This window comes from Campylobacter concisus, assembly GCF_001891085.1.
Taxonomy (GTDB): Bacteria; Campylobacterota; Campylobacteria; order Campylobacterales; family Campylobacteraceae; genus Campylobacter_A; species Campylobacter_A concisus_O.
This window is the reverse complement of the sequence record NZ_JXUP01000005.1, coordinates 26,824-44,469: the sequence shown is the minus strand read 5'-3', so window position 1 is coordinate 44,469 and position 17,646 is coordinate 26,824. Positions and strand designations below refer to the sequence as shown.

General features: G+C 39.1%; 18 protein-coding genes. 6 read left to right on the top strand and 12 right to left on the bottom strand.

Translation table 11 applies throughout. The features are described from left to right. Positions 1-5: 5 nt before the first annotated feature. Entirely contained in the window at positions 6-743 is a 738-nt protein-coding gene (locus TH67_RS04845; RefSeq protein WP_072594604.1) for an NAD+ synthase, read from the bottom strand. 120 nt (positions 744-863) lie between these two features. Between TH67_RS04845 and TH67_RS04840 the strand changes: the two genes are divergently transcribed. Further along, on the top strand, positions 864-1,466 hold the full coding sequence (locus TH67_RS04840) for an MBL fold metallo-hydrolase (RefSeq protein WP_072594603.1): 603 nt from the start codon (positions 864-866) through the stop codon (positions 1,464-1,466). Positions 1,467-1,638: 172 nt separating this feature from the next. Here TH67_RS04840 and TH67_RS04835 read toward each other — a convergent pair whose 3' ends face one another. The 4 genes from TH67_RS04835 to TH67_RS10645 all read right to left on the bottom strand — a co-directional run bounded on the left by TH67_RS04835 (position 1,639) and on the right by TH67_RS10645 (position 4,752). Further along, a complete protein-coding gene (locus TH67_RS04835) occupies positions 1,639-2,976 on the bottom strand; it encodes a major outer membrane protein (protein ID WP_072594602.1) in 1,338 nt (445 codons plus the stop codon). A gap of 195 nt (positions 2,977-3,171) precedes the next feature. After that, on the bottom strand, positions 3,172-3,705 hold the full coding sequence (locus TH67_RS04830; protein WP_072594601.1) for a thioesterase: 534 nt from the start codon (positions 3,703-3,705) through the stop codon (positions 3,172-3,174). 8 nt (positions 3,706-3,713) lie between these two features. Continuing rightward, a complete protein-coding gene (gene cmoB / locus TH67_RS04825) occupies positions 3,714-4,583 on the bottom strand; it encodes a tRNA 5-methoxyuridine(34)/uridine 5-oxyacetic acid(34) synthase CmoB (RefSeq protein WP_072594600.1) in 870 nt (289 codons plus the stop codon). A gap of 1 nt (position 4,584) precedes the next feature. Further along, complete coding sequence (locus tag TH67_RS10645) at positions 4,585-4,752, bottom strand: hypothetical protein (protein WP_002942642.1); 168 nt, start codon at positions 4,750-4,752, stop codon at positions 4,585-4,587. 92 nt (positions 4,753-4,844) lie between these two features. On the opposite strand from TH67_RS10645, the gene TH67_RS04820 reads away from it, so the two are divergent. From TH67_RS04820 to TH67_RS04805, 3 genes are all read left to right on the top strand, one after another. Continuing rightward, positions 4,845-5,924, top strand: coding sequence for a transglutaminase-like domain-containing protein (locus tag TH67_RS04820; RefSeq protein ID WP_072594599.1), 1,080 nt, complete (start codon positions 4,845-4,847; stop codon positions 5,922-5,924). 312 nt (positions 5,925-6,236) lie between these two features. Next, on the top strand, positions 6,237-6,494 hold the full coding sequence (locus tag TH67_RS04810; RefSeq protein WP_009294141.1) for a heavy-metal-associated domain-containing protein: 258 nt from the start codon (positions 6,237-6,239) through the stop codon (positions 6,492-6,494). Positions 6,495-6,510: 16 nt separating this feature from the next. Next, positions 6,511-7,800 (top strand): M28 family peptidase, encoded by a 1,290-nt coding sequence (locus TH67_RS04805; RefSeq protein WP_072594598.1) that lies wholly within the window; start codon positions 6,511-6,513, stop codon positions 7,798-7,800. Between the two features lie 88 nt (positions 7,801-7,888). Here TH67_RS04805 and TH67_RS04800 read toward each other — a convergent pair whose 3' ends face one another. Genes TH67_RS04800 through TH67_RS04770 form a run of 7 tightly spaced genes read right to left on the bottom strand, consistent with a single transcriptional unit; the run spans position 7,889 to position 14,394 of the window. Further along, positions 7,889-9,166: a dihydroorotase gene (locus TH67_RS04800; protein ID WP_072594597.1), complete on the bottom strand. Its 1,278-nt coding sequence runs from the start codon at positions 9,164-9,166 to the stop codon at positions 7,889-7,891. A 2-nt stretch (positions 9,167-9,168) separates the two neighbouring features. Further along, on the bottom strand, positions 9,169-10,098 hold the full coding sequence (locus TH67_RS04795; RefSeq protein ID WP_072594596.1) for an aspartate carbamoyltransferase catalytic subunit: 930 nt from the start codon (positions 10,096-10,098) through the stop codon (positions 9,169-9,171). 17 nt (positions 10,099-10,115) lie between these two features. Beyond that, positions 10,116-10,526, bottom strand: coding sequence for a tetratricopeptide repeat protein (locus TH67_RS04790; RefSeq protein WP_002942627.1), 411 nt, complete (start codon positions 10,524-10,526; stop codon positions 10,116-10,118). Between the two features lie 9 nt (positions 10,527-10,535). Continuing rightward, entirely contained in the window at positions 10,536-10,763 is a 228-nt protein-coding gene (locus TH67_RS04785) for a hypothetical protein (RefSeq protein WP_012140046.1), read from the bottom strand. Next, positions 10,760-11,785, bottom strand: a complete 1,026-nt coding sequence (locus TH67_RS04780; RefSeq protein WP_072594595.1) for a DHH family phosphoesterase — start codon at positions 11,783-11,785, stop codon at positions 10,760-10,762. Before TH67_RS04780 ends, TH67_RS04785 begins: the two co-directional genes overlap by 4 nt. A gap of 9 nt (positions 11,786-11,794) precedes the next feature. Next, positions 11,795-13,987, bottom strand: a complete 2,193-nt coding sequence (gene flhA / locus TH67_RS04775) for a flagellar biosynthesis protein FlhA (protein WP_072594594.1) — start codon at positions 13,985-13,987, stop codon at positions 11,795-11,797. A 2-nt stretch (positions 13,988-13,989) separates the two neighbouring features. Next, the gene (locus TH67_RS04770; RefSeq protein WP_072594593.1) at positions 13,990-14,394 is read right to left on the bottom strand and encodes an RrF2 family transcriptional regulator; all 405 of its coding nucleotides are present in this window, start codon (positions 14,392-14,394) and stop codon (positions 13,990-13,992) included. 146 nt (positions 14,395-14,540) lie between these two features. On the opposite strand from TH67_RS04770, the gene rpsO reads away from it, so the two are divergent. Next, positions 14,541-14,813: a 30S ribosomal protein S15 gene (rpsO, locus tag TH67_RS04765; RefSeq protein ID WP_004317763.1), complete on the top strand. Its 273-nt coding sequence runs from the start codon at positions 14,541-14,543 to the stop codon at positions 14,811-14,813. 413 nt (positions 14,814-15,226) lie between these two features. Next, the gene (locus TH67_RS04760; RefSeq protein ID WP_307781428.1) at positions 15,227-17,506 is read left to right on the top strand and encodes a molybdopterin oxidoreductase family protein; all 2,280 of its coding nucleotides are present in this window, start codon (positions 15,227-15,229) and stop codon (positions 17,504-17,506) included. Positions 17,507-17,646: the final 140 nt, after the last annotated feature.

The window sequence follows — 17,646 nt, the reverse complement described above, 5'->3', positions numbered from 1 at the left end:
ATCCTTTAAATTTTCACTATCAACGGCATTTGTCGTTTAAACCTGTTTGAAACAACTCTATTTTCTATATCCGATACTGCTTTTAATCCGAACTTTTTGATGACTTGCTCCTTGTTATTTTCTAAATTTTCTAAAATCTCATCAATAACAGCATAACTGTAACCTATGTCACCTTCGTCACTTTGACCATCCCACAAATCAGCCGAAGGTGCTTTGTTGATAAAATTTTTATCAACCCCAAGATGTTTTGCAAATTCAAAAATTTCACTTTTATAAAGCTCTCCGATAGGATTTATTGCACATGCTAAATCCCCAAATATCGTACCGTATCCAAGCATAAGCTCACTTTTGTTGCTTGTTCCGATAACTAGAGCGTTTATACTAGATGAATAATCATAAAGCAAGCTCATTCTAACTCTAGCTGCTAAATTCCCTTTTCTTAAATTGCTTAAATTTACATCTATCGTTTCGTAAAAGGCATTTAAAATACCCTCTATGGATAAAACCTTATATTTTATGTTTAGTTTTTCGCATAAATTTAAGGCATCGTCCATATTTTGTCTGTTTGATGATGCTGTTGGCATGATGAGCGCATGAGTTTCATTTGGTTTTGCTCTTGCACACAAAGTCGCTACTACAGCAGAATCAATACCTCCACTAACACCCAGCAACAAATTTTTATCTTTAGTTTTATCTTTTAAGCTTAAAACTAAAGTTTCTTCGATCTTTTGATACTCCTTCATTCTTCCTTTGCCTAGATTTGCTTCCTTTTGCAAAAATTATACTAAGTAAATTTAAAATTTTTCTTTAAGTTTAAGTAAAAAGATGTAAAATTTTAAGAAATAATAAATTTAAGGTAAAAAATGAGAGTAATGCACAAAAGTTTTGGAGATTTTGGCACTAATTGTTACATCGTTACAAAAAATAATTCATCTTTAGTGATAGATCCAGGTGATGGGGCAAAAGAATGGGTTTTACAAAATGCTAAAAATTTAAAAGCCATCCTTTGCACTCACGGGCATTTTGATCATATTTACGACGTGAGCGAGCTAAAAAATGAGCTAAAAATTCCAGTTTATATCAATAAATTTGATGCTTTCATGTGCGAGAGTGATATTTTTGGCTATATGAAAGATACTTTTACTCCAGATGTTTTGGTTGAAAATGATGAAAATTTTAACATTGATGATTTTTGCATCAAATTTCATCATTTCCCAGGACATACGCCAGGTTGCTCGATGATAGAGATAGATGACATGATGTTTAGTGGAGATTTTTTATTTAAAGGAAGTATAGGACGCTGGGATTTTCCTTTTTCAGATAAAAATGAAATGTTAAAAAGTCTAGGAAAATGTAAAAATTTAAAAGGTAACTTCACGCTTTATCCAGGACACGGAGAAGGCAGTACACTAGAGGCCGAGCAAAATAATATTGATTATTGGATAGATATAGTAAAAAATAGCTAAAAATTTCAGTGGTATTAATTTCAAGTTTCAAACTTTTAAAATACACTTAATCGCTATTTAAAATTTATATTTTTATAAAACTAAGAGTCAATCAAAAAGGGTAGATAAATTTTATATGGAGTCTATTAAATTTTAAAGAAGTCCGAGCGAAAGCTCGCTCGGATAAAGGTTTTTAGAAGCTATATTTTGCTTCAAATCTTATACGATTTTGTTTAAAGCTTTCGCTATCTTTTTTGTCTTTAGCAGCTGCATACCAAGAAAGGAATGTAAGTTTTTTGCTGTATTTGTAGCTAGCGTCAAGTGACCATTCGTTTCTTTTTGCTCTCTCTTTGCCAAGCGCATAACTTGTGCCCTTACCTTGAGTATATCCAGCACCAAAGCCAAATTTATCTATATCATACCCAGCATTAACAAACCAGTAGTCGTTATTGCCCTTGATGTTATTGTAGTATTGTTGGCCACCACTCATTACACCATTTAAGATCTTAGTTGGGTTGATTAACTGTCCATTTCCATCAATTGATGTAAATGCGATTTTGTCTTTGTTTTTAGCGTCATTTTCTTTGTTTTTAGCGTCAAAGTCTAAATAACCAGCGTTAAGTTTAGCACCAAATAGTTTTGTGCCAGCTTGTACTGCCCAAAAAGTTGCGTCAACTACTTTTTTATGATCTGAGTCGCTATAAGCATATTGACCTTTTAAGTTTAGATTCACATCATCAGTTACATTAAAGCTTACACCAGCTTCAGTGCCATAAAGTGTAGCAACCTCTTGGATATTTGTAATTGCTACTTTGAATGATACTGGATCATAGCTACCCATAGCACCTAAATTATAGATATTGCCAGCAGCATCACTAAATTCATCACTGCCAAGTCTTGACAATAATGGGCCATCTATATCTGGGCTTTTAGCTTTATATTTAATGTGTCCAAAAGCATCTTTTTTTGGATCTCCAACTGTTGCAGGAGGAACTGGATCCTTTCTATCTATTTCAGCATCGTTATCAATAGCATCATAAGCAGCAGCTGTTAAAGTAAGACCAGGCACGTCAGTACTTACTACTTTTAGACCAGTGCCAGCTATATCACTATCAATGAAGAAACCTTTGACAAGTTGTTTACCAGCTGTGATAGTAGTATTAGCTACTTTGTAGCCTAGATACATTTCATATACACCAAATGATCCGGTTGTGTTTGTTTTATCTGTGCCAGCTCCTGCATTATCACCAGAACCATCTGTAGCAGAATATCTTAGTCTCAAAACACCAAAGAAGTTATCATCTATTGCAGCTTTAAATGCTGTTTCCATTCTAAAAGCATGGCCAGCACCATTACCTTTTACAGTATCATTAACTTTTGAACTTTTAGTACTATCATTTGTATAACGATATCTTGCAAATCCTGAAAGATCTACATTTTTTATAGCTTCTTCAAGTGGAGTTGCACTTGCAACGCTTGAAAATGCACCTAAAGCAACCAAAGCAGCTAAGCTAACTTTTGTAATTTTCATCTAAATCTCCTTTTGATAAAAAGTTTTGAAAGGATATTATCATAGAAAATTAATTTTATTGCTTAATTTTCCTTAAAATTTTAAAAAATGTTACCAATTATTTACCAAAATAGGATAATGAGATAAAGATTGTCTTTTTAAAATTTCGCTTTATTTGGGAGTAATTGCAAGAAAATCAAAAATTTTTACTTACTTTTAGCTATTATCTTTAGCTTCCTCTCGTTCTTTTTTCTGCCTTATAGCAGCTTCTTTTTGGATATTTTTTTGTTGAGCCAAGAAGATATGCTCTTCAAGTGTGACAAGTTGAAATATTCCTTCAAAAATTTTTATATCTTTAACATATCCAAGTACTTTCACTTCTCTTTTTCTGCTCTCTTCAAATCTTGCTTGCGCGTCAAATTCCACCACGTCACCAAGCTTTAGCGGTCCAAAGAAATTTATCCTAGCCCCAATACTAACGCAAAATTCTTCATTAATAGCTAAAAGCGCGGCATGATTTGCGCCCATAAAAATAAACCCACTATGAATAAGCCCCTCAGTATCGCACACCATATCATCCGTAGTAAAAAATCTAGTCTTTGCGTGATTTTTTTCAAGTAAAAATGCCGTTCCGCTAAAATTTAGCTTTGTTAAAGGCGCTGTTTTTATCTCGTTTCTTAATGGATTTTCATCTTCTGGTAAGATTATTTGCGATTCGTCTTTTGTATCATAGATATTTTCTTCTGCCATTTTTATCCTTAAATTTTAACTCTAACATATGCTCTTTTTGGCGCTGGGTAGCCCTCGATGGTCTTTGTATTATCGTTTGGGTCTAAGAAATTTCCAAGACTCTCGCCATCTATCCACTGCGTTTTTCGCTGCTCATTCAGATCAGTCGCCTTTGTATCAAGCAGGGTAAAATCTTTAAATTTAGCCCTCTCGCACCAGTTTTCAAGTGCGCTAAGCGTTGGCACAAAGTAGATATTTGGGATTTTTGAGTATCTATCTTTTGGGCTTAGGGCAAAGTCGCCATCCATATCTATATACATCGTGTCTAAAAATAGCTCGCCGCCAGGATTTAGCGCGGTTTTTAGCTCTTTTAGCATCTTTATAGGATCGCTTCTGTGGTATATCACTCCAAGGCAAAAAATGGTGTCAAATTTCGCTCCAAACTCTGGCAAGCTCTCTACCCCAAGAAGCTCATAGGTGATATTTGAGCGGATAAATTTATTTAAAAAAGCAAACTGCAAATATGTATGCACGCTAGGATCAAAGCCAGTTATGCTTTTTGGGTCGTACTCAAGCATCTTAAACATATAATATCCATTATTACACCCCACGTCAGCTACGCACTTGCCAGCTAAATTTAGGTGTGGGGCTAGGATATTAAATTTAATAAAACTTTGCCACTCGCTATCTATATATATATCATCAAGTAAAAACGGCCCTTTTCGCCAAGGCTTTAGGCTAAGGGCGAGATTGTAAATTTCATCTTTGCTCGCAGCGCTCAGCTCTTTAAATTTGACATTTACGCTCTCACTAAGGCTAAATTCGCAATCAAAATTTGCTAAATTTTCTATCCTATTTAAAATTTGCTTTTGTTGATCGTTAAATTTGATAAGATCCACGCTATTTCCAGTCGACGATGTTATGCGGACACTCTTTTTGGTAGGTACCAGTCGCGTCATAATACTCTTTACAATCATTATAATATTGCGTCGAAACTCCGCGCTCGTTCATATAAAGACAACCATTGCAAAATAGCGCTATAAAGCCTAAAAATATAATCTTTTTCATGTGGCGGATTTTATCATAAATAAAAATTTTATGCTAGAATAGCAGGCAGTTTTAGAGCCAAGTTTGGCTAAGATTAAGCAAAAAGGCATTTTATGCAAAGAAGAGATTTTTTTAAATTCAGTAGTTTTTTAGGTGCAGCAAGTCTGCTTCCAAGTGTCACTCTAGCTAGTGACGAGCCAGCAAACCCAGTGGTTAGAAATTTCGACGTAAATTTCAAACACCAGCTTCTTGAAAAGGGCAAAAGCTCAAGAATTTGGTTGCCCCTTCCACTAAGCACCACTTATCAGCAACTAACCCAAGACTACGTCATAAACACAACCGCTAAAAACGTCTATATCTCAGACACGCTAATACCAACAATGTATGGCGAATTTGAAGAAAACGAGCAAAGACCTATTTTAAATATCCAGTTTAAAATTCAAACAACAGAGCGCAATACCGACTTTAGCAAGGTAAATTACGATCCAAATGAGAAGGTCGATCCAGCTGTTTTGGAGTTTTTAAAACCAACTTCACACATCCCAACTGACGGCGTCGTAAGAGCAAAAGCGCTAGAGATTATCGGCAATACTAAAGGCGACTTGGAGCGTGCAAAAGCGATCTATACGTGGGTTGCAAATACTATGCAGCGCGATAACAGCATCCTAGGATGCGGCACAGGCGACGTTAAAGCCATCCTAGAAAGTGGCAAACTAGTTGGCAAATGCACCGATATAAACTCAGTTTTTGTGGGACTTTGCAGATCAGTTGGCATCCCAGCAAGAGAAATTTTTGGTATCAGGGTTGGTCAGTCTAGATTTTCAGATCAAATGGGTAGCGCAAAAGATGGCGTGGCTAAAATTTCAGGCGGACAGCACTGCAGGGCTGAATTTTACCTAAAAGGCTATGGTTGGATACCGGTTGATCCAGCAGATGTCACAAAGGTAAGACTGGGCGAGAAATTAACAAACGACGACGCTAAGATCGTAGCTGTGAGAGAGTACTGCTTTGGTAACTGGGAGATGTGCTGGATAGGCTTTAACTACGGTCGCGACTTTATCTTAAAGCCAACTCCAGAGCAAACTCCACTAAACAACTTCGGCTATCCATACGCTGAAGTTGATGACAACACACAAAATTATTATTCGCCAAAAGAATTTAGCTACGACTACGTCTCAACCGAGCTAAAATGAGAGCCTTTTGGCTGATACTAACATCCATAGGTAGTGCTATTGGCGCTACCTTGTGCTGCTTACCGGCACTTCTTTTCCTGCTTTTTGGCACTTCTTTTTCATTTCTATCTTGGACACAAAATTTATACGAGTACCGCGTCCCTTTAAGCGTTATAGCCGTCATTTGCTTTGTGATTTCAGGAATTAGTCTATTTTACAAGCCAAAAAGCTGCAACTTAAGCTATAAAAAGAAAAAATGGATACTTATATATATACTTTTTGGAGTGATTTTGCTTTTACTCCTTACATACCCGGAGCTTTTAGGAGAAATTTATGCGTAAAATTTTAGTTTTAGCCCTTTTAGTGGCTGCAAGCTACGCTGATAAAAAGATAGAAATTTCAGTGCCTAGCATGCACTGTCCGCTTTGCACGGCGATTGTTAGAAAGGCTGCTCTTAGCGTTGAGGGCGTAAAAAAGGCGGATGTATCGCTAAAAGAGCGAAAAGCTGTCGTTATAGCAGATGATAAGGTCGATGAAAAAGAGCTTTTAAAAGCAGTCGATGCGACTGGCTATAAGGGCGAAATAAAATAAATCTACGGAGGCAGATATGTCAAATAGTGAAATTTTAAAGAAATTTGAGACACTTACTACGATACCGCACTGCAGTTATGAGACCGATAAGATGCGTGATTTTCTGGCTAGCTATGCAAAAGATAAGGGCTGTGAAGTTGTGGTCGATAGCTTTGGCAACATTCATGCGTTTAAAGGCAAGCCAAAAATTTGCTTGCAAAGCCACTACGATATGGTCTGCATGGGCGATGCTCCAAAGATCGAGATAGTTTATGGCGATGATGGCTACATGAGGGCTAAAAAATCATCTTTAGGTGCCGATAACGGCATAGGCGTAGCTATCATGATGCAGATGATAAGCGAATTTGACGACATAGAGTGCCTTTTTACAAACAACGAAGAGGTCGGCATGGTAGGAGCCACTGGCTTTAGTGGCGATCTAAAAGCCGATAAGCTTTTAAATTTAGATAGCGAAGAGGACGATAGAGTCACTATCGGCTGTGCTGGCGGTATAAATTTATTTGCCACTATCTCGCTTAATAGCAAAAAAACAAAAGAGAGCACGCTTTATGAAGTAAAAGTAAGTGGGCTTCCTGGCGGACACTCTGGTAATGAGATACATAAAAATATCCCAAATGCAATCAAGGTTTTAGCGGCATTTGTGACTAAAAATGGCTGCAAACTAGTGAAATTTGAAGGTGGCGAGCGAAGCAACTCTATCCCAAGTGGCGCAACCGCACTGGTTCTAAGCGATAAAGAGCTAAAAAGTGAGTGTGAAAATTTAAGCGTGAAAAAGCTTGGCATGGGAGATGAAATTTTAGAAAATGGCGAGAAAATTTTAGCTCTTATCAACTCATTTTCACAAGGTGTAAGAGCCTATAACTGCGAGCTAGGCATACCACAAGATAGCGTAAACCTCTCACTCGCAAAGATTAAAGATGATGGCACGCTTGAAGTGGAGTTTTTTGCAAGATCTATGAGCAAAGATGGGCTAAATAGGATGGAATTTGAAATTTCTGAGCTTGCAAAGGCGGTTGGTTTTCATGTCATTTCAAAAGATAGAAATCCAGCTTGGAAACCTATAAATGATAAATTTGCAAACGATATTTTAGAAGAGCTTAAAATTTATAAGCCAAATGCAAGGATAACAGCTGTGCATGCTGGACTTGAGTGTGGAGTGCTTTTGGAGAAAAAAGCAGGTCTTAGTGCATGTTCTATTGGACCAAACATCTACTCACCTCACTCTACAAGAGAGCACTGCGAAGTAGCTTCTGCGCTTTTTATAGAAAAAGTCGTTCGCGGTATCGTTAAAAAATATAACTCATAAAAAAGTAAAATTTGCTAGAAATTTCTAGCAAATTTTATATCTCAAAGCATCTAAAGCAAATTTGCCCGCAAGTGCGAGCAAATTTAGACTATTTTCCAAACTCATAAACGATCTTGCCACTTTTTATCGTGGTGGTCGCTGCGCCTTTTAGCTTTTTGCCAAAGAGTGGAGAATTTACCGATTTTGAGCGGTTTATCTTCTCGTCGTAAACATACTCGATCTCAGGGTCTATCACCGCGATGTCAGCTAGCATGCCCTCAGCAAGTCTGCCCTTATCTTTTAAATTTAGCATCTTAGCCGCATTTGTAGATGTTAGCTCTACCATGCGCTCTAAGCTTATAACGCCCTCATTTACGAGCTTAAGAGTGAGTGGCACAAGGGTTTGAAGTCCGATGATACCAAATGGCGCCTTGTCAAATTCCACTATCTTTTCATCTGTGTGGTGTGGTGCATGATCGGTCGCAATAACGTCTATAAGACCTCTTTTTAGCGCCTCTCTCACCGCTTTTACGTCGCTTATCTCGCGAAGTGGCGGCGACATTTTGAAATTTGTATCGTAGGCATTTTTCAAAATTTCATCATCGCTAAAGCTAAAATGGTGAGGTGTGGCTTCGCAAGTGATGTTTATGCCCTCTTTTTTGCCCATTTCGATGATCTTTAGCGAGTACTCCGAGCTTACGTGAGCGATGTGGATGTGCGCTTTGGTAAGCTTTGCAAGCAGCATGTCACGGCTCACTGCGATCTCCTCTTTCTCTCTCGCCATGCCGCGAAGTCCAAGTATGGCTGAGACCTTGCCCTCGTGCATGACGCCCTGCCTGCAAAGAGAGCAGTCCTCTGAGTGGCTTATACAAAAGCTACCAAACATGCTTGAGTACTCAAGTGCCGCTCTCATCACGCTTGAGCTAGTCACTGGTAGGCCGTCATCACTAAATGCAACTGCTCCAGCTTCTATAAGATCGCCCATTTCAACGATCTCATTGCCACCAAGCCCTTTGCTAATGGCTGCGATTGGTAAAAGATCGATCAGTCCGCAGTTTTTAGCCTTTTCTATCATCGCTCTTGTGATCGAGGCATTGTCATTTACTGGGTTTGTATTTGCCATGCAAAGGCATGTGGTCACTCCTCCAGCCACGGCCGCCTGCGAGCCTGAGATGATGTCGTCTTTATACTCTTGACCAGGATCGCGAAAATGCACGTGCATGTCGATAAGTCCTGGCATGACGAGCTTATTTGTAGCGTCTATGACCTTATCAGCCTCAAATTTCTCACCTCCGATTTTGGCTATTTTGCCGTTTTCTATTAGGATATTTGCCTTAAATTTCTCGTCGCTATTTACGATAGTGCCGTTAATTATTGCTATTTTCATCGTTAGTCCCTATTTTTTGCAAGCGTATTTAGTATCGCCATTCTTATAGCAACGCCGTTTTCAACTTGATTTAGTATGACTGAGTGTGTGCCATCAGCCACGTCTGAGTTTAGCTCTACACCCCTATTTATCGGTCCTGGATGCAGTACGATCGCGTCAGGTTTAGCTAGCTTTATCCTATTTTTATTTAGTCCAAAGAATTTCGAGTACTCCCTCGAGCTTGGAAACGCCACATCCGCACCACCACGCTCTAGCTGGATGCGAAGCATGATGATAACGTCGCTGCCCTCGCAGGCTTCTTCCATATTTTTGCAAATTTGAGACTCAAAGACCTCAGCGTCTTTTGGCATCATCATCCTTGGCGCAAAGAGCTTTAAATTTATGCCAAATTTCTTCATCGCCCAGATGTCAGACCTTGCCACGCGGCTTCTAGCGATGTCACCGATGATCGCCACGTTTAGGTTTTTATCCAAAATTTTGCCATGCTCTCTTAGTGTGAAAAGATCAAGCAGAGCTTGGCTTGGGTGCTCATTTGTGCCGTCCCCTGCATTTACGACGCTAGCCTCTGTTCTATCAGCTGCAAATTTTGCCGTACCAGAGCTTGGGTGACGAAGCACGATGATATCAGTTCTCATAGCAGCCATGTTATTCATCGTGTCATTTAGGCTCTCGCCTTTTGTCACGCTAGAGCTTGATGAGCTGAAATTTATCGTATCAGCTCCAAGCCTCTTTGCTGCGATCTCAAAGGATGTTCTAGTTCTTGTCGAGTTTTCATAAAATGCGTTGATCGTGGTCTTTCCACGAAGGTAGTCATTTTTTTTCACTTGGCTTAAATTTAGCTCCTTAAACTCTTTCGCCGCCTCTAAAAAATATAAAATTTCTTCCTTGCTAAGCTCTCTAGTTCCTATCAAATCTTTATGTTTGTAGCCCATTTTAAGCCCTTTTTGATCTATTTTGTTACAAAGTCACAAGCTGGTTTGTAACCGTTGTCGCAAGCTTTTTTAAACAAAGCTTTTGCCTTCTCTTCGCTTTTTGCTTCATTATCATCTTTGTCTTTTATAAGGCCATAAGCTGTCATTTCGCCTAGCTTTTCGCACGCCATACCCTCATTTTCGTCGCACATTTTTGTAAAAATTTTCTCAGCCTGAGCTTTATCTTTCGCCACGCCATCGCCGTTAAATAGCATGATCGCATTCATCGTGCAAGCTTTTTTCTCACCCTCGCCGCATGCTTTATTAAAAGCAAGATAGGCCTCGTTAAAATTTTTCTTTGCATAAAGCTCATTTGCCTTGTCTAAATTTTCATTTGCCATAGCATTTAACGCAAAAAGTGCTGCCGCTAAAACTAAAATTTTCTTCATATTTTCTCCTTATTTAAATAACTTTGGATGGTGTTTTTTCATATATTCAACTATCTCTATGACCTCGTCGCTACCGCTAGCATCAGAGTTTTCTAGCGCATCGTCGATGCACTCTACATAGAGATTTGCTGCCTCTTCAAGCTTCTCTTTTTTCACTCCAGCATAGTAAAACATCGCCTCAAGCACCATGCTAAGCTCGTAGCTAAGCTCCTCTACGCTTACCTCTTCTTCTTTCATATCTCCTCCTGTGTTTTTTTAGTTATCAGATCAACTATCTGCGCCTTGATCGGCTCATAGCTAAAGCCATCTTTAAAATTTGCAAATAGCCCGCCGCTTGCATTGACGTGTCCGCCACCTCCAACTAGGTGTTTTGCCATGGCGCTAACGTCTAGCTTGCCATTTGCACGAAAGCTTAGCGTTTTTTTATTCGTCACGTCGATAAAGAAGTCAAATTCAGGATTTGCCACCAAAAAGTCGTTGCCGATAACCGAAACATTGCCGACATTGTAGGTTAAAATTCCTTTATGATCTTTATAGCTTATGCTAAATTTCTCTTTATTTTCACTAAGTTTTTTTACGACGTAGTTTGAGATTAGATTGCTTAGCGTATCGTCTTTGTCCTCTTTGAAAAATGACTTTTTAATGGCATGCACCTGCATGTCAAGGCCGATATAGTCGTTTTTCTCGTTAAAAAATTTACTCGCTTCTTTTAAGAGATGATCCATATAAAGGTTGTTTTCAGCTTCAAACATCACCTTATTTATCTCTTTAGCGTTTGCCACAAGCCCCAAGCAGACCTTGCCCATCTCGAAATTTTTATCATCTTTTAGCCAGATATCCACGGCATTTACGACGTCACTAAAAATTTCAAGTTCTTTGTTTTTGCCAAAAATGCCAGCAAAAAAGTCGTAAGTGATCTTTGTAGCGCACCTTGAGCTATCCAAAAAGTACCATGAGTAAGCGCTCGCGCACTCGGCACCGCTTTGGTGATGATCTAGCAAAAATAGCTTTATATTTTTACCCTCTATCATCTCCTCAAAGCTCTCGCACTGAGCTAGAGTTAAATTTAGATCAGTGATCAAGATAATGTTTTTATCATCATTTAAGGCATCTATCTCAGATAAAATTTGAGCAAATTTATCATCTATCTCTCTGCCGTAGTTTGAGTTTAGAAATTTCACATCTTTGAAGTAAAAATTTGTTATGTATTGCGCGCCGTATCCGTCAAGATCGGTGTGCGAGAGGTGATAAATTTTCATCGTTTTCCTTTATAAATTTTCTATTTCTATGACGCCAACTGTTTCAAATGGCGTATTTGCCGAGATCTCAGCAAAGCTTAGCACCACGATGTCGATGGCAAAATTTGCGCAGATATTTGCTATAAATTTTCTTAGGCTTGGCTCCACGCAAAGCACCATTTCGCCATGCTGACTCATCGGACGTTTCTCTTTTTCATGCCTTAGAGCCTGAACGATCGATGAAGTTTGAGCCACATTTATCATCAGGTGATACGCGCCGTCTTTATACTGCACCGCGTCCATAAGTTTTTGCTGCGCAGCACTATCTAAAATGTAAAAATTTAGCTGACCTTTTTCATCAACATAAAGCGAAGTGATGACACGTGAGAGTGCTGCACGTACGTGTTCGATGATCATATCTAGGTTTTTACTAACCTCGGCGATGTCGCTAATTGATTCAAGTATGCTAAGCAAATCTTTGATCGGGATATTATCTTTAAGCAGCGCTTTTAAAACCTTTTGGATCAAATTTATAGGCGCGATCCTTAGCGTATCCTCGACCACGACTGGGTAGTCGATCTTTAGTTTGTCTAATAAATTTTGCGTCTCTTGGCGAGTTAGAAGCTCAGCTGCATTTTGCTTGATAAGCTCACTCATGTGCGTTGAGATGACGCTTGCAGGATCAACTATCGTGTAGCCGCTAAGTATGGCGTCCTCTTTAACGCTAGCATCGATCCAGAGTGCGTCCAGCCCAAAAGCTGGCTCTTTTGTCGGAATCCCCTCGATATCTTCGCTAACTAGGCCACTATCCATCGCTAGAAATTTATCAGCATAAATTTCACCCTGACCGATTACGATGCCTTTTAGCTTAAAGCGGTATTCGTTTGGCGGTAATTGAAGGTTGTCACGAATTCTTATCTTTGGCATCAAAAAGCCAAGACTTGAAGCGATGTTTCGCCTCATAGCGCGAATCCTCTCAATGAGATCCACATCAGCTAGCTTTAACAAGCCATATCCTAGGTCAAGCTCTAAAATTTCAAGCTTTAAGATGTCGTTTATCTTTGTCTCTTCTTCTCTTGCGATCTCTTCGTCGCTCTTCTTTGGCACCTTAGTAGTGGCACCACTAGCAGCTGCCCCTGCCCCACTTTGTGTAGCGGCTCCAGCTTTTTTAGAAGCTGTTTTGTCTTTTGAAGCAAGGCTTAAATTTAGTCCACCATCTTTGGTCTGCTTGATGATGTAGCCAAGCCCCAAAAATAGCACTGCGATAAAGCCAAGAGAGAGAGTCGGAAGTCCAGGGACAAGGGCAAACATAAATAATATGAAGCCTACTATTAGCAAGGTTTTATAATCCCCTAAGAGCTGATTTAACGTGCCTTCTGCAAAGTCCTCATCGTCCTTGCTAGCCCTTGTGATGATAATAGCAGTCGCTGTTGAAGTGATAAGTCCTGGGATCTGGCTCACAAGGCCATCACCGATAGTTAGTATCGTATAGTACTGAGCCGATGTCGCCATATCAAGGCCGTGCTGAAACGAGCCGATAGCAAAGCCACCGATGATATTAATGATAGTGATGATGATGCCAGCGACGGCGTCACCTTTTATAAATTTAGACGAACCATCCATCGCGCCGTAAAAATTTGCCTCACCGATGATGGCTTGGCGTCTTTCACGCGCTGTTTTTTCATCAATCAAACCTGCGTTTAAGTCCGCATCTATCGCCATTTGCTTACCTGGCATCGCATCAAGTGTAAAACGTGCTTGCACTTCACTTACACGGGTTGAGCCCTTTGTTACGACCATAAAATTTATGAGAACCAAGATGCAAAAGACGATGGTGCCGATGACAAAGTTGCCACCAACTACGAAATTTCCAAAACTTGAGATGATCTCACTGACCGCTTCTGGGCCGTTGTGACCTTCGCTTAAGATCATACGCGTGGTTGCGATATTTAGCGAGAGGCGAAAAAGCGTAACGATAAGAATTAGCGTCGGAAATGTACTAAGATCGGTTGGTTTTGGCACATAAATCGAAATTAAAATTATAAGCACAGAAATCGAGATCGAAAGTGCCAGGAAAAAGTCAAGCACCGCGCTTGGAAGCGGTACGATGATGATAGCAAGGATGGCAACAATGATACCAACGATGCTAAGACTTTTAAACTTAACAATTGGCGCAAGAAACGGCGCAACAAGAGTTAAGATGTTATTTTTTTGCTTTGCCAACTTTACTTCTTAACGATATCACTTAGTTTTATCGCATCAAGCATCTCGTCGATCTTGCCTTGAAGACCGCTAAACATCGACCAAATTTGACAGCTCGAGGCTTTGTTTGACGGGCAGCCATCCGCAGAAGATGAGCACTCAAAGACGTTAAGTTCACGTTTTTCAGCGCACTCTATTATCTTTTTTATGCTTAAATTTTCAGGTTCGTTATTTAGCGCGAAACCGCCATTTGCCCCTTTAAACGACTTTAAAATTCCATCTTTTGCAAGATTTTGTAAAATTTTGGCTAAAAAGCTTTTTGAAATTTTAAGTTCATTTGAGATCGTATCAACATCAACTGGAGATGATTTTTGAGATATTAAAATAAGTGAAAGTAGAGCGTATTCGCTTGCCTTTGTAAAAAGCATTTATCTTCCTTAAGTCTTTAAATAGCCCTAATTTTATTAAATTTTTACTGCATTTTTCATTAATTTTTAAAAAGCGTAGTTTTATCTAACTTTATGTTTTAAATGCTATAATCGCTCTTCCAAAATTCACCAATCAGGAGGTCATTATGGCTTTGGATTCGGCTAAAAAAGCTCAAATAGTTGCGAAATTCGCTAGAAAAGAGGGAGATACAGGCTCTCCAGAGGTTCAAATAGCTCTTTTAACAGCTAGAATAACTGAACTTACAGAACACCTTAAAATTTTCAAAAAAGACTTTTCATCACGTTTAGGTCTTTTAAAACTAGTTGGTCAAAGAAAAAGACTTTTAAAGTATCTTAAAAACAAAGACTACACTACATATTCAAAACTAATCTCTGAGCTTGGCTTAAGAGATAAATAATCCATCGGAGAGCGATCTGCTCTCCTTACTAAATTTCATTTATACATTTCTTTTGTTCAAAATTTATAGTCTATTTTAAAATATTTATAGTCTATTTTAAAATTTTCCATCTTTAGTATTAATTTATCTACTCACAATGTGACTAACCTTTTTAAATAAAGTAAAATTAGAATTAATTTCTTCATTTTATATAAAAAGCTAAATCTCCATATCTTTATTTCTTTTCTAATAAATTTATCAATTTTAAATAAATTTTAAAACCCCTAAATAATTGACTTTAATAGAATTAAATTAATTTTAACTTAAATTAAAAATTTATTTTTATAGGTAAAGAATTTTTATTAAAGATTAAGAATTTGGCTAGTAATATTACTCATATAGAAATATGCAAACATTGCATAGTAAAGGAGAAAATGATGAAAGAAGGCAAAGTCATCTGTCCTTATTGCGGGACAGGCTGTCAAGTAACCTTGCATGTGGAAAACAATGTCGTTCGTGCCGCCACTGGCGTTGAAGACAATCCAGTCAATCAAGGAAATTTATGTTTAAAGGGCTTTTATGGCTGGGATTACGTTGCAAGTCCAGATAGACTCACAAAACCATTAATTAGAAAGAAAAATGGTGTATTTTCAAAGGATGGTGATTTTGAGGAAGCCAGCTGGGACGAGGCGCTTGATCTTGTCGTAGAAAAAATGAAAGAAACCAAGGCAAAATATGGCCCAGACGCATTAGCTGGAAATTTCTCAGCACGCTGCACACTTGAGGACAACTACGTCGCTCAAAAGCTAATGCGTGCTGTTATTGGCACAAATAACGTCGATCACTGTGCTAGAATTTGACACGCTCCGACAGTAGCAGGACTTGCTAAAACAATCGGAAACGGAGCTGCCACAAATAGCTTTACAGAGATTGGCACTTATAGTAACTGTATATTAATGATAGGCTCAAACCCAGAAAATGGTCACCCAATCGCAGCTATGCACATCCAAAGAGCGCTAAACCGCGGTGCGAAACTAATCGTTATTGATCCTATTAAGACTGAGTTTGCAAGCAGAGCTGACATTCACTTACAGCTAGAGCCAGAGCACAATATCCCAGTTATAAACGCACTTCTTTACACTATCATCGAAGAAGGCCTTGTAAATGAAGAATTTGTAAGAGATCACACAATAGGTATTGAGTATGTCAAAGAAGCTGTAAAAGACTATGCCCCAGAGGTTGTAGCTAAATACACAAGGCTAAATCCAGAGGACATCAGAGCAGCTGCTAGAATGTACGCTACCACAAAACCAGCTGTCATCACTCACGGTATGGGCGTAACCCACTTTAACCACGGCGTTGGCGGAGTTTGCGATGTATCAAATTTATTCTTGATCACTGGCAATATCTGCGAGCTTGGCACAGGCGACTTACCACTAAGAGGCCAAGAGAATGTTCAAGGCTGCTGTGATATGGGCGTTTTGCCAAATATCTTCCCAAATCTTGGCTCAGTCACTGATCCAGAGCAAAGAGCTTGGTTTGAAAAAATGTGGCATCTAGAACCTGGATTTTTGAGCTCAAAAATAGGCGTTCACAAAACCGAAGTACCTGATGCGATACTTGATGGCAAAGTTCATTTCTTTTGGACTATCGGCGAAAATCCAGTCATCTCTGAGCCAAATACCAACCACTTTTTAAAAGGTATCGCTAATGTTGATTTCTACGTCGTACAAGATCTATTTTTAACCGAGACTTCACTAAAAGCTGACGTCATACTTCCAGGTGTTGCAAGTAGCGAGAAAGAAGGACTTTATACAAACGCAGAGCGCCGCGTACAGCACAACGAAGCAGTCATCACACCTCCAGGAGATGCTAGACAAGACTGGTGGATCGTTTGTGAGATCGCACGCCGTTTAGGAGCAACTGAGGGCTTTAACTTCAACTCACCAGAAGAAATTTGGGAAGAAGTTAGAAAATGCGACCCAAGACGATATGGTGGCATGAGTTATTACCGTATCAAAAAGTATCACGGACTTCACTGGCCATGTCCAAACGAAGATGATATGGGCGGTCAGAGCTTGTATCTTGATAAGAAATTTTTCACACCTGATGGCAAGGGTCGTTTTGTGCCATGCCTCTTTGTGGATAAGGCCGATAAGATCGAGAGCGCAAAACTTGAGTTTGCTAAGAAGATGAATATGTCGCCTGAGTATCCTATCATGGCTGGCTCAGTCGATGAAAAGACTGACGATGAGTATCCGATACAGCTTCTAACCACTAGAAAAGTCTATCAATACACCGTTGGCACTATGACAAGACGCTCACGAGCGATTGAAGAAGGCGGAGATAGCATCGGGCCTATCGCCGAAATGAATCCAGCACTTGCAGCAAGATATGGCTTAAAACAAGGCGACTTCATCAAAGCATGGAGTAGATACGGCTACATCGTCGTAAAAGCTGAAGTAACAGACATCGTGCCTGATGGCATCATCCAGATGACTTTCCACTACTGGGAGAGCTCTTGCAATGAGTTAACAAGCAGCGGTTGGGACTACATCAGTAAGACTCCGACATTTAAAGCAGCTATTCAGATCAAAAAGATCGATGAAGAAGAATTTTTACGAGTTCGCGAACTAAAACGCATAAAATTCCAAACTTCAAAGATCATCTATGACGACTTCCACCATCATGGAAATGCGGCGATAAATGAGTAAATTTAGCGGGTAACTCCCGCTAAATTTCTTTACTACCAAATTTCATAATCCAAAAATTTTGACATTGCGAAGCCAAAAAATCTAAATTTTAACTTCACTATTTGTGGTTAAATTTTATATTAAATACAAAAGCAGATATT

Coding starts and splice junctions, on each gene's coding strand:
- TH67_RS04845 (WP_072594604.1), bottom strand. CDS start 743: ATGAAGGAGTATCAAAAGATCGAAGAAACTTTAGTTTTAAGCTTAAAA.
- TH67_RS04840 (WP_072594603.1), top strand. CDS start 864: ATGAGAGTAATGCACAAAAGTTTTGGAGATTTTGGCACTAATTGTTAC.
- TH67_RS04835 (WP_072594602.1), bottom strand. CDS start 2,976: ATGAAAATTACAAAAGTTAGCTTAGCTGCTTTGGTTGCTTTAGGTGCA.
- TH67_RS04830 (WP_072594601.1), bottom strand. CDS start 3,705: ATGGCAGAAGAAAATATCTATGATACAAAAGACGAATCGCAAATAATC.
- TH67_RS10645 (WP_002942642.1), bottom strand. CDS start 4,752: ATGAAAAAGATTATATTTTTAGGCTTTATAGCGCTATTTTGCAATGGT.
- TH67_RS04820 (WP_072594599.1), top strand. CDS start 4,845: ATGCAAAGAAGAGATTTTTTTAAATTCAGTAGTTTTTTAGGTGCAGCA.
- TH67_RS04810 (WP_009294141.1), top strand. CDS start 6,237: ATGCGTAAAATTTTAGTTTTAGCCCTTTTAGTGGCTGCAAGCTACGCT.
- TH67_RS04805 (WP_072594598.1), top strand. CDS start 6,511: ATGTCAAATAGTGAAATTTTAAAGAAATTTGAGACACTTACTACGATA.
- TH67_RS04800 (WP_072594597.1), bottom strand. CDS start 9,166: ATGAAAATAGCAATAATTAACGGCACTATCGTAAATAGCGACGAGAAA.
- TH67_RS04795 (WP_072594596.1), bottom strand. CDS start 10,098: ATGGGCTACAAACATAAAGATTTGATAGGAACTAGAGAGCTTAGCAAG.
- TH67_RS04790 (WP_002942627.1), bottom strand. CDS start 10,526: ATGAAGAAAATTTTAGTTTTAGCGGCAGCACTTTTTGCGTTAAATGCT.
- TH67_RS04785 (WP_012140046.1), bottom strand. CDS start 10,763: ATGAAAGAAGAAGAGGTAAGCGTAGAGGAGCTTAGCTACGAGCTTAGC.
- TH67_RS04780 (WP_072594595.1), bottom strand. CDS start 11,785: ATGAAAATTTATCACCTCTCGCACACCGATCTTGACGGATACGGCGCG.
- TH67_RS04770 (WP_072594593.1), bottom strand. CDS start 14,394: ATGCTTTTTACAAAGGCAAGCGAATACGCTCTACTTTCACTTATTTTA.
- rpsO (WP_004317763.1), top strand. CDS start 14,541: ATGGCTTTGGATTCGGCTAAAAAAGCTCAAATAGTTGCGAAATTCGCT.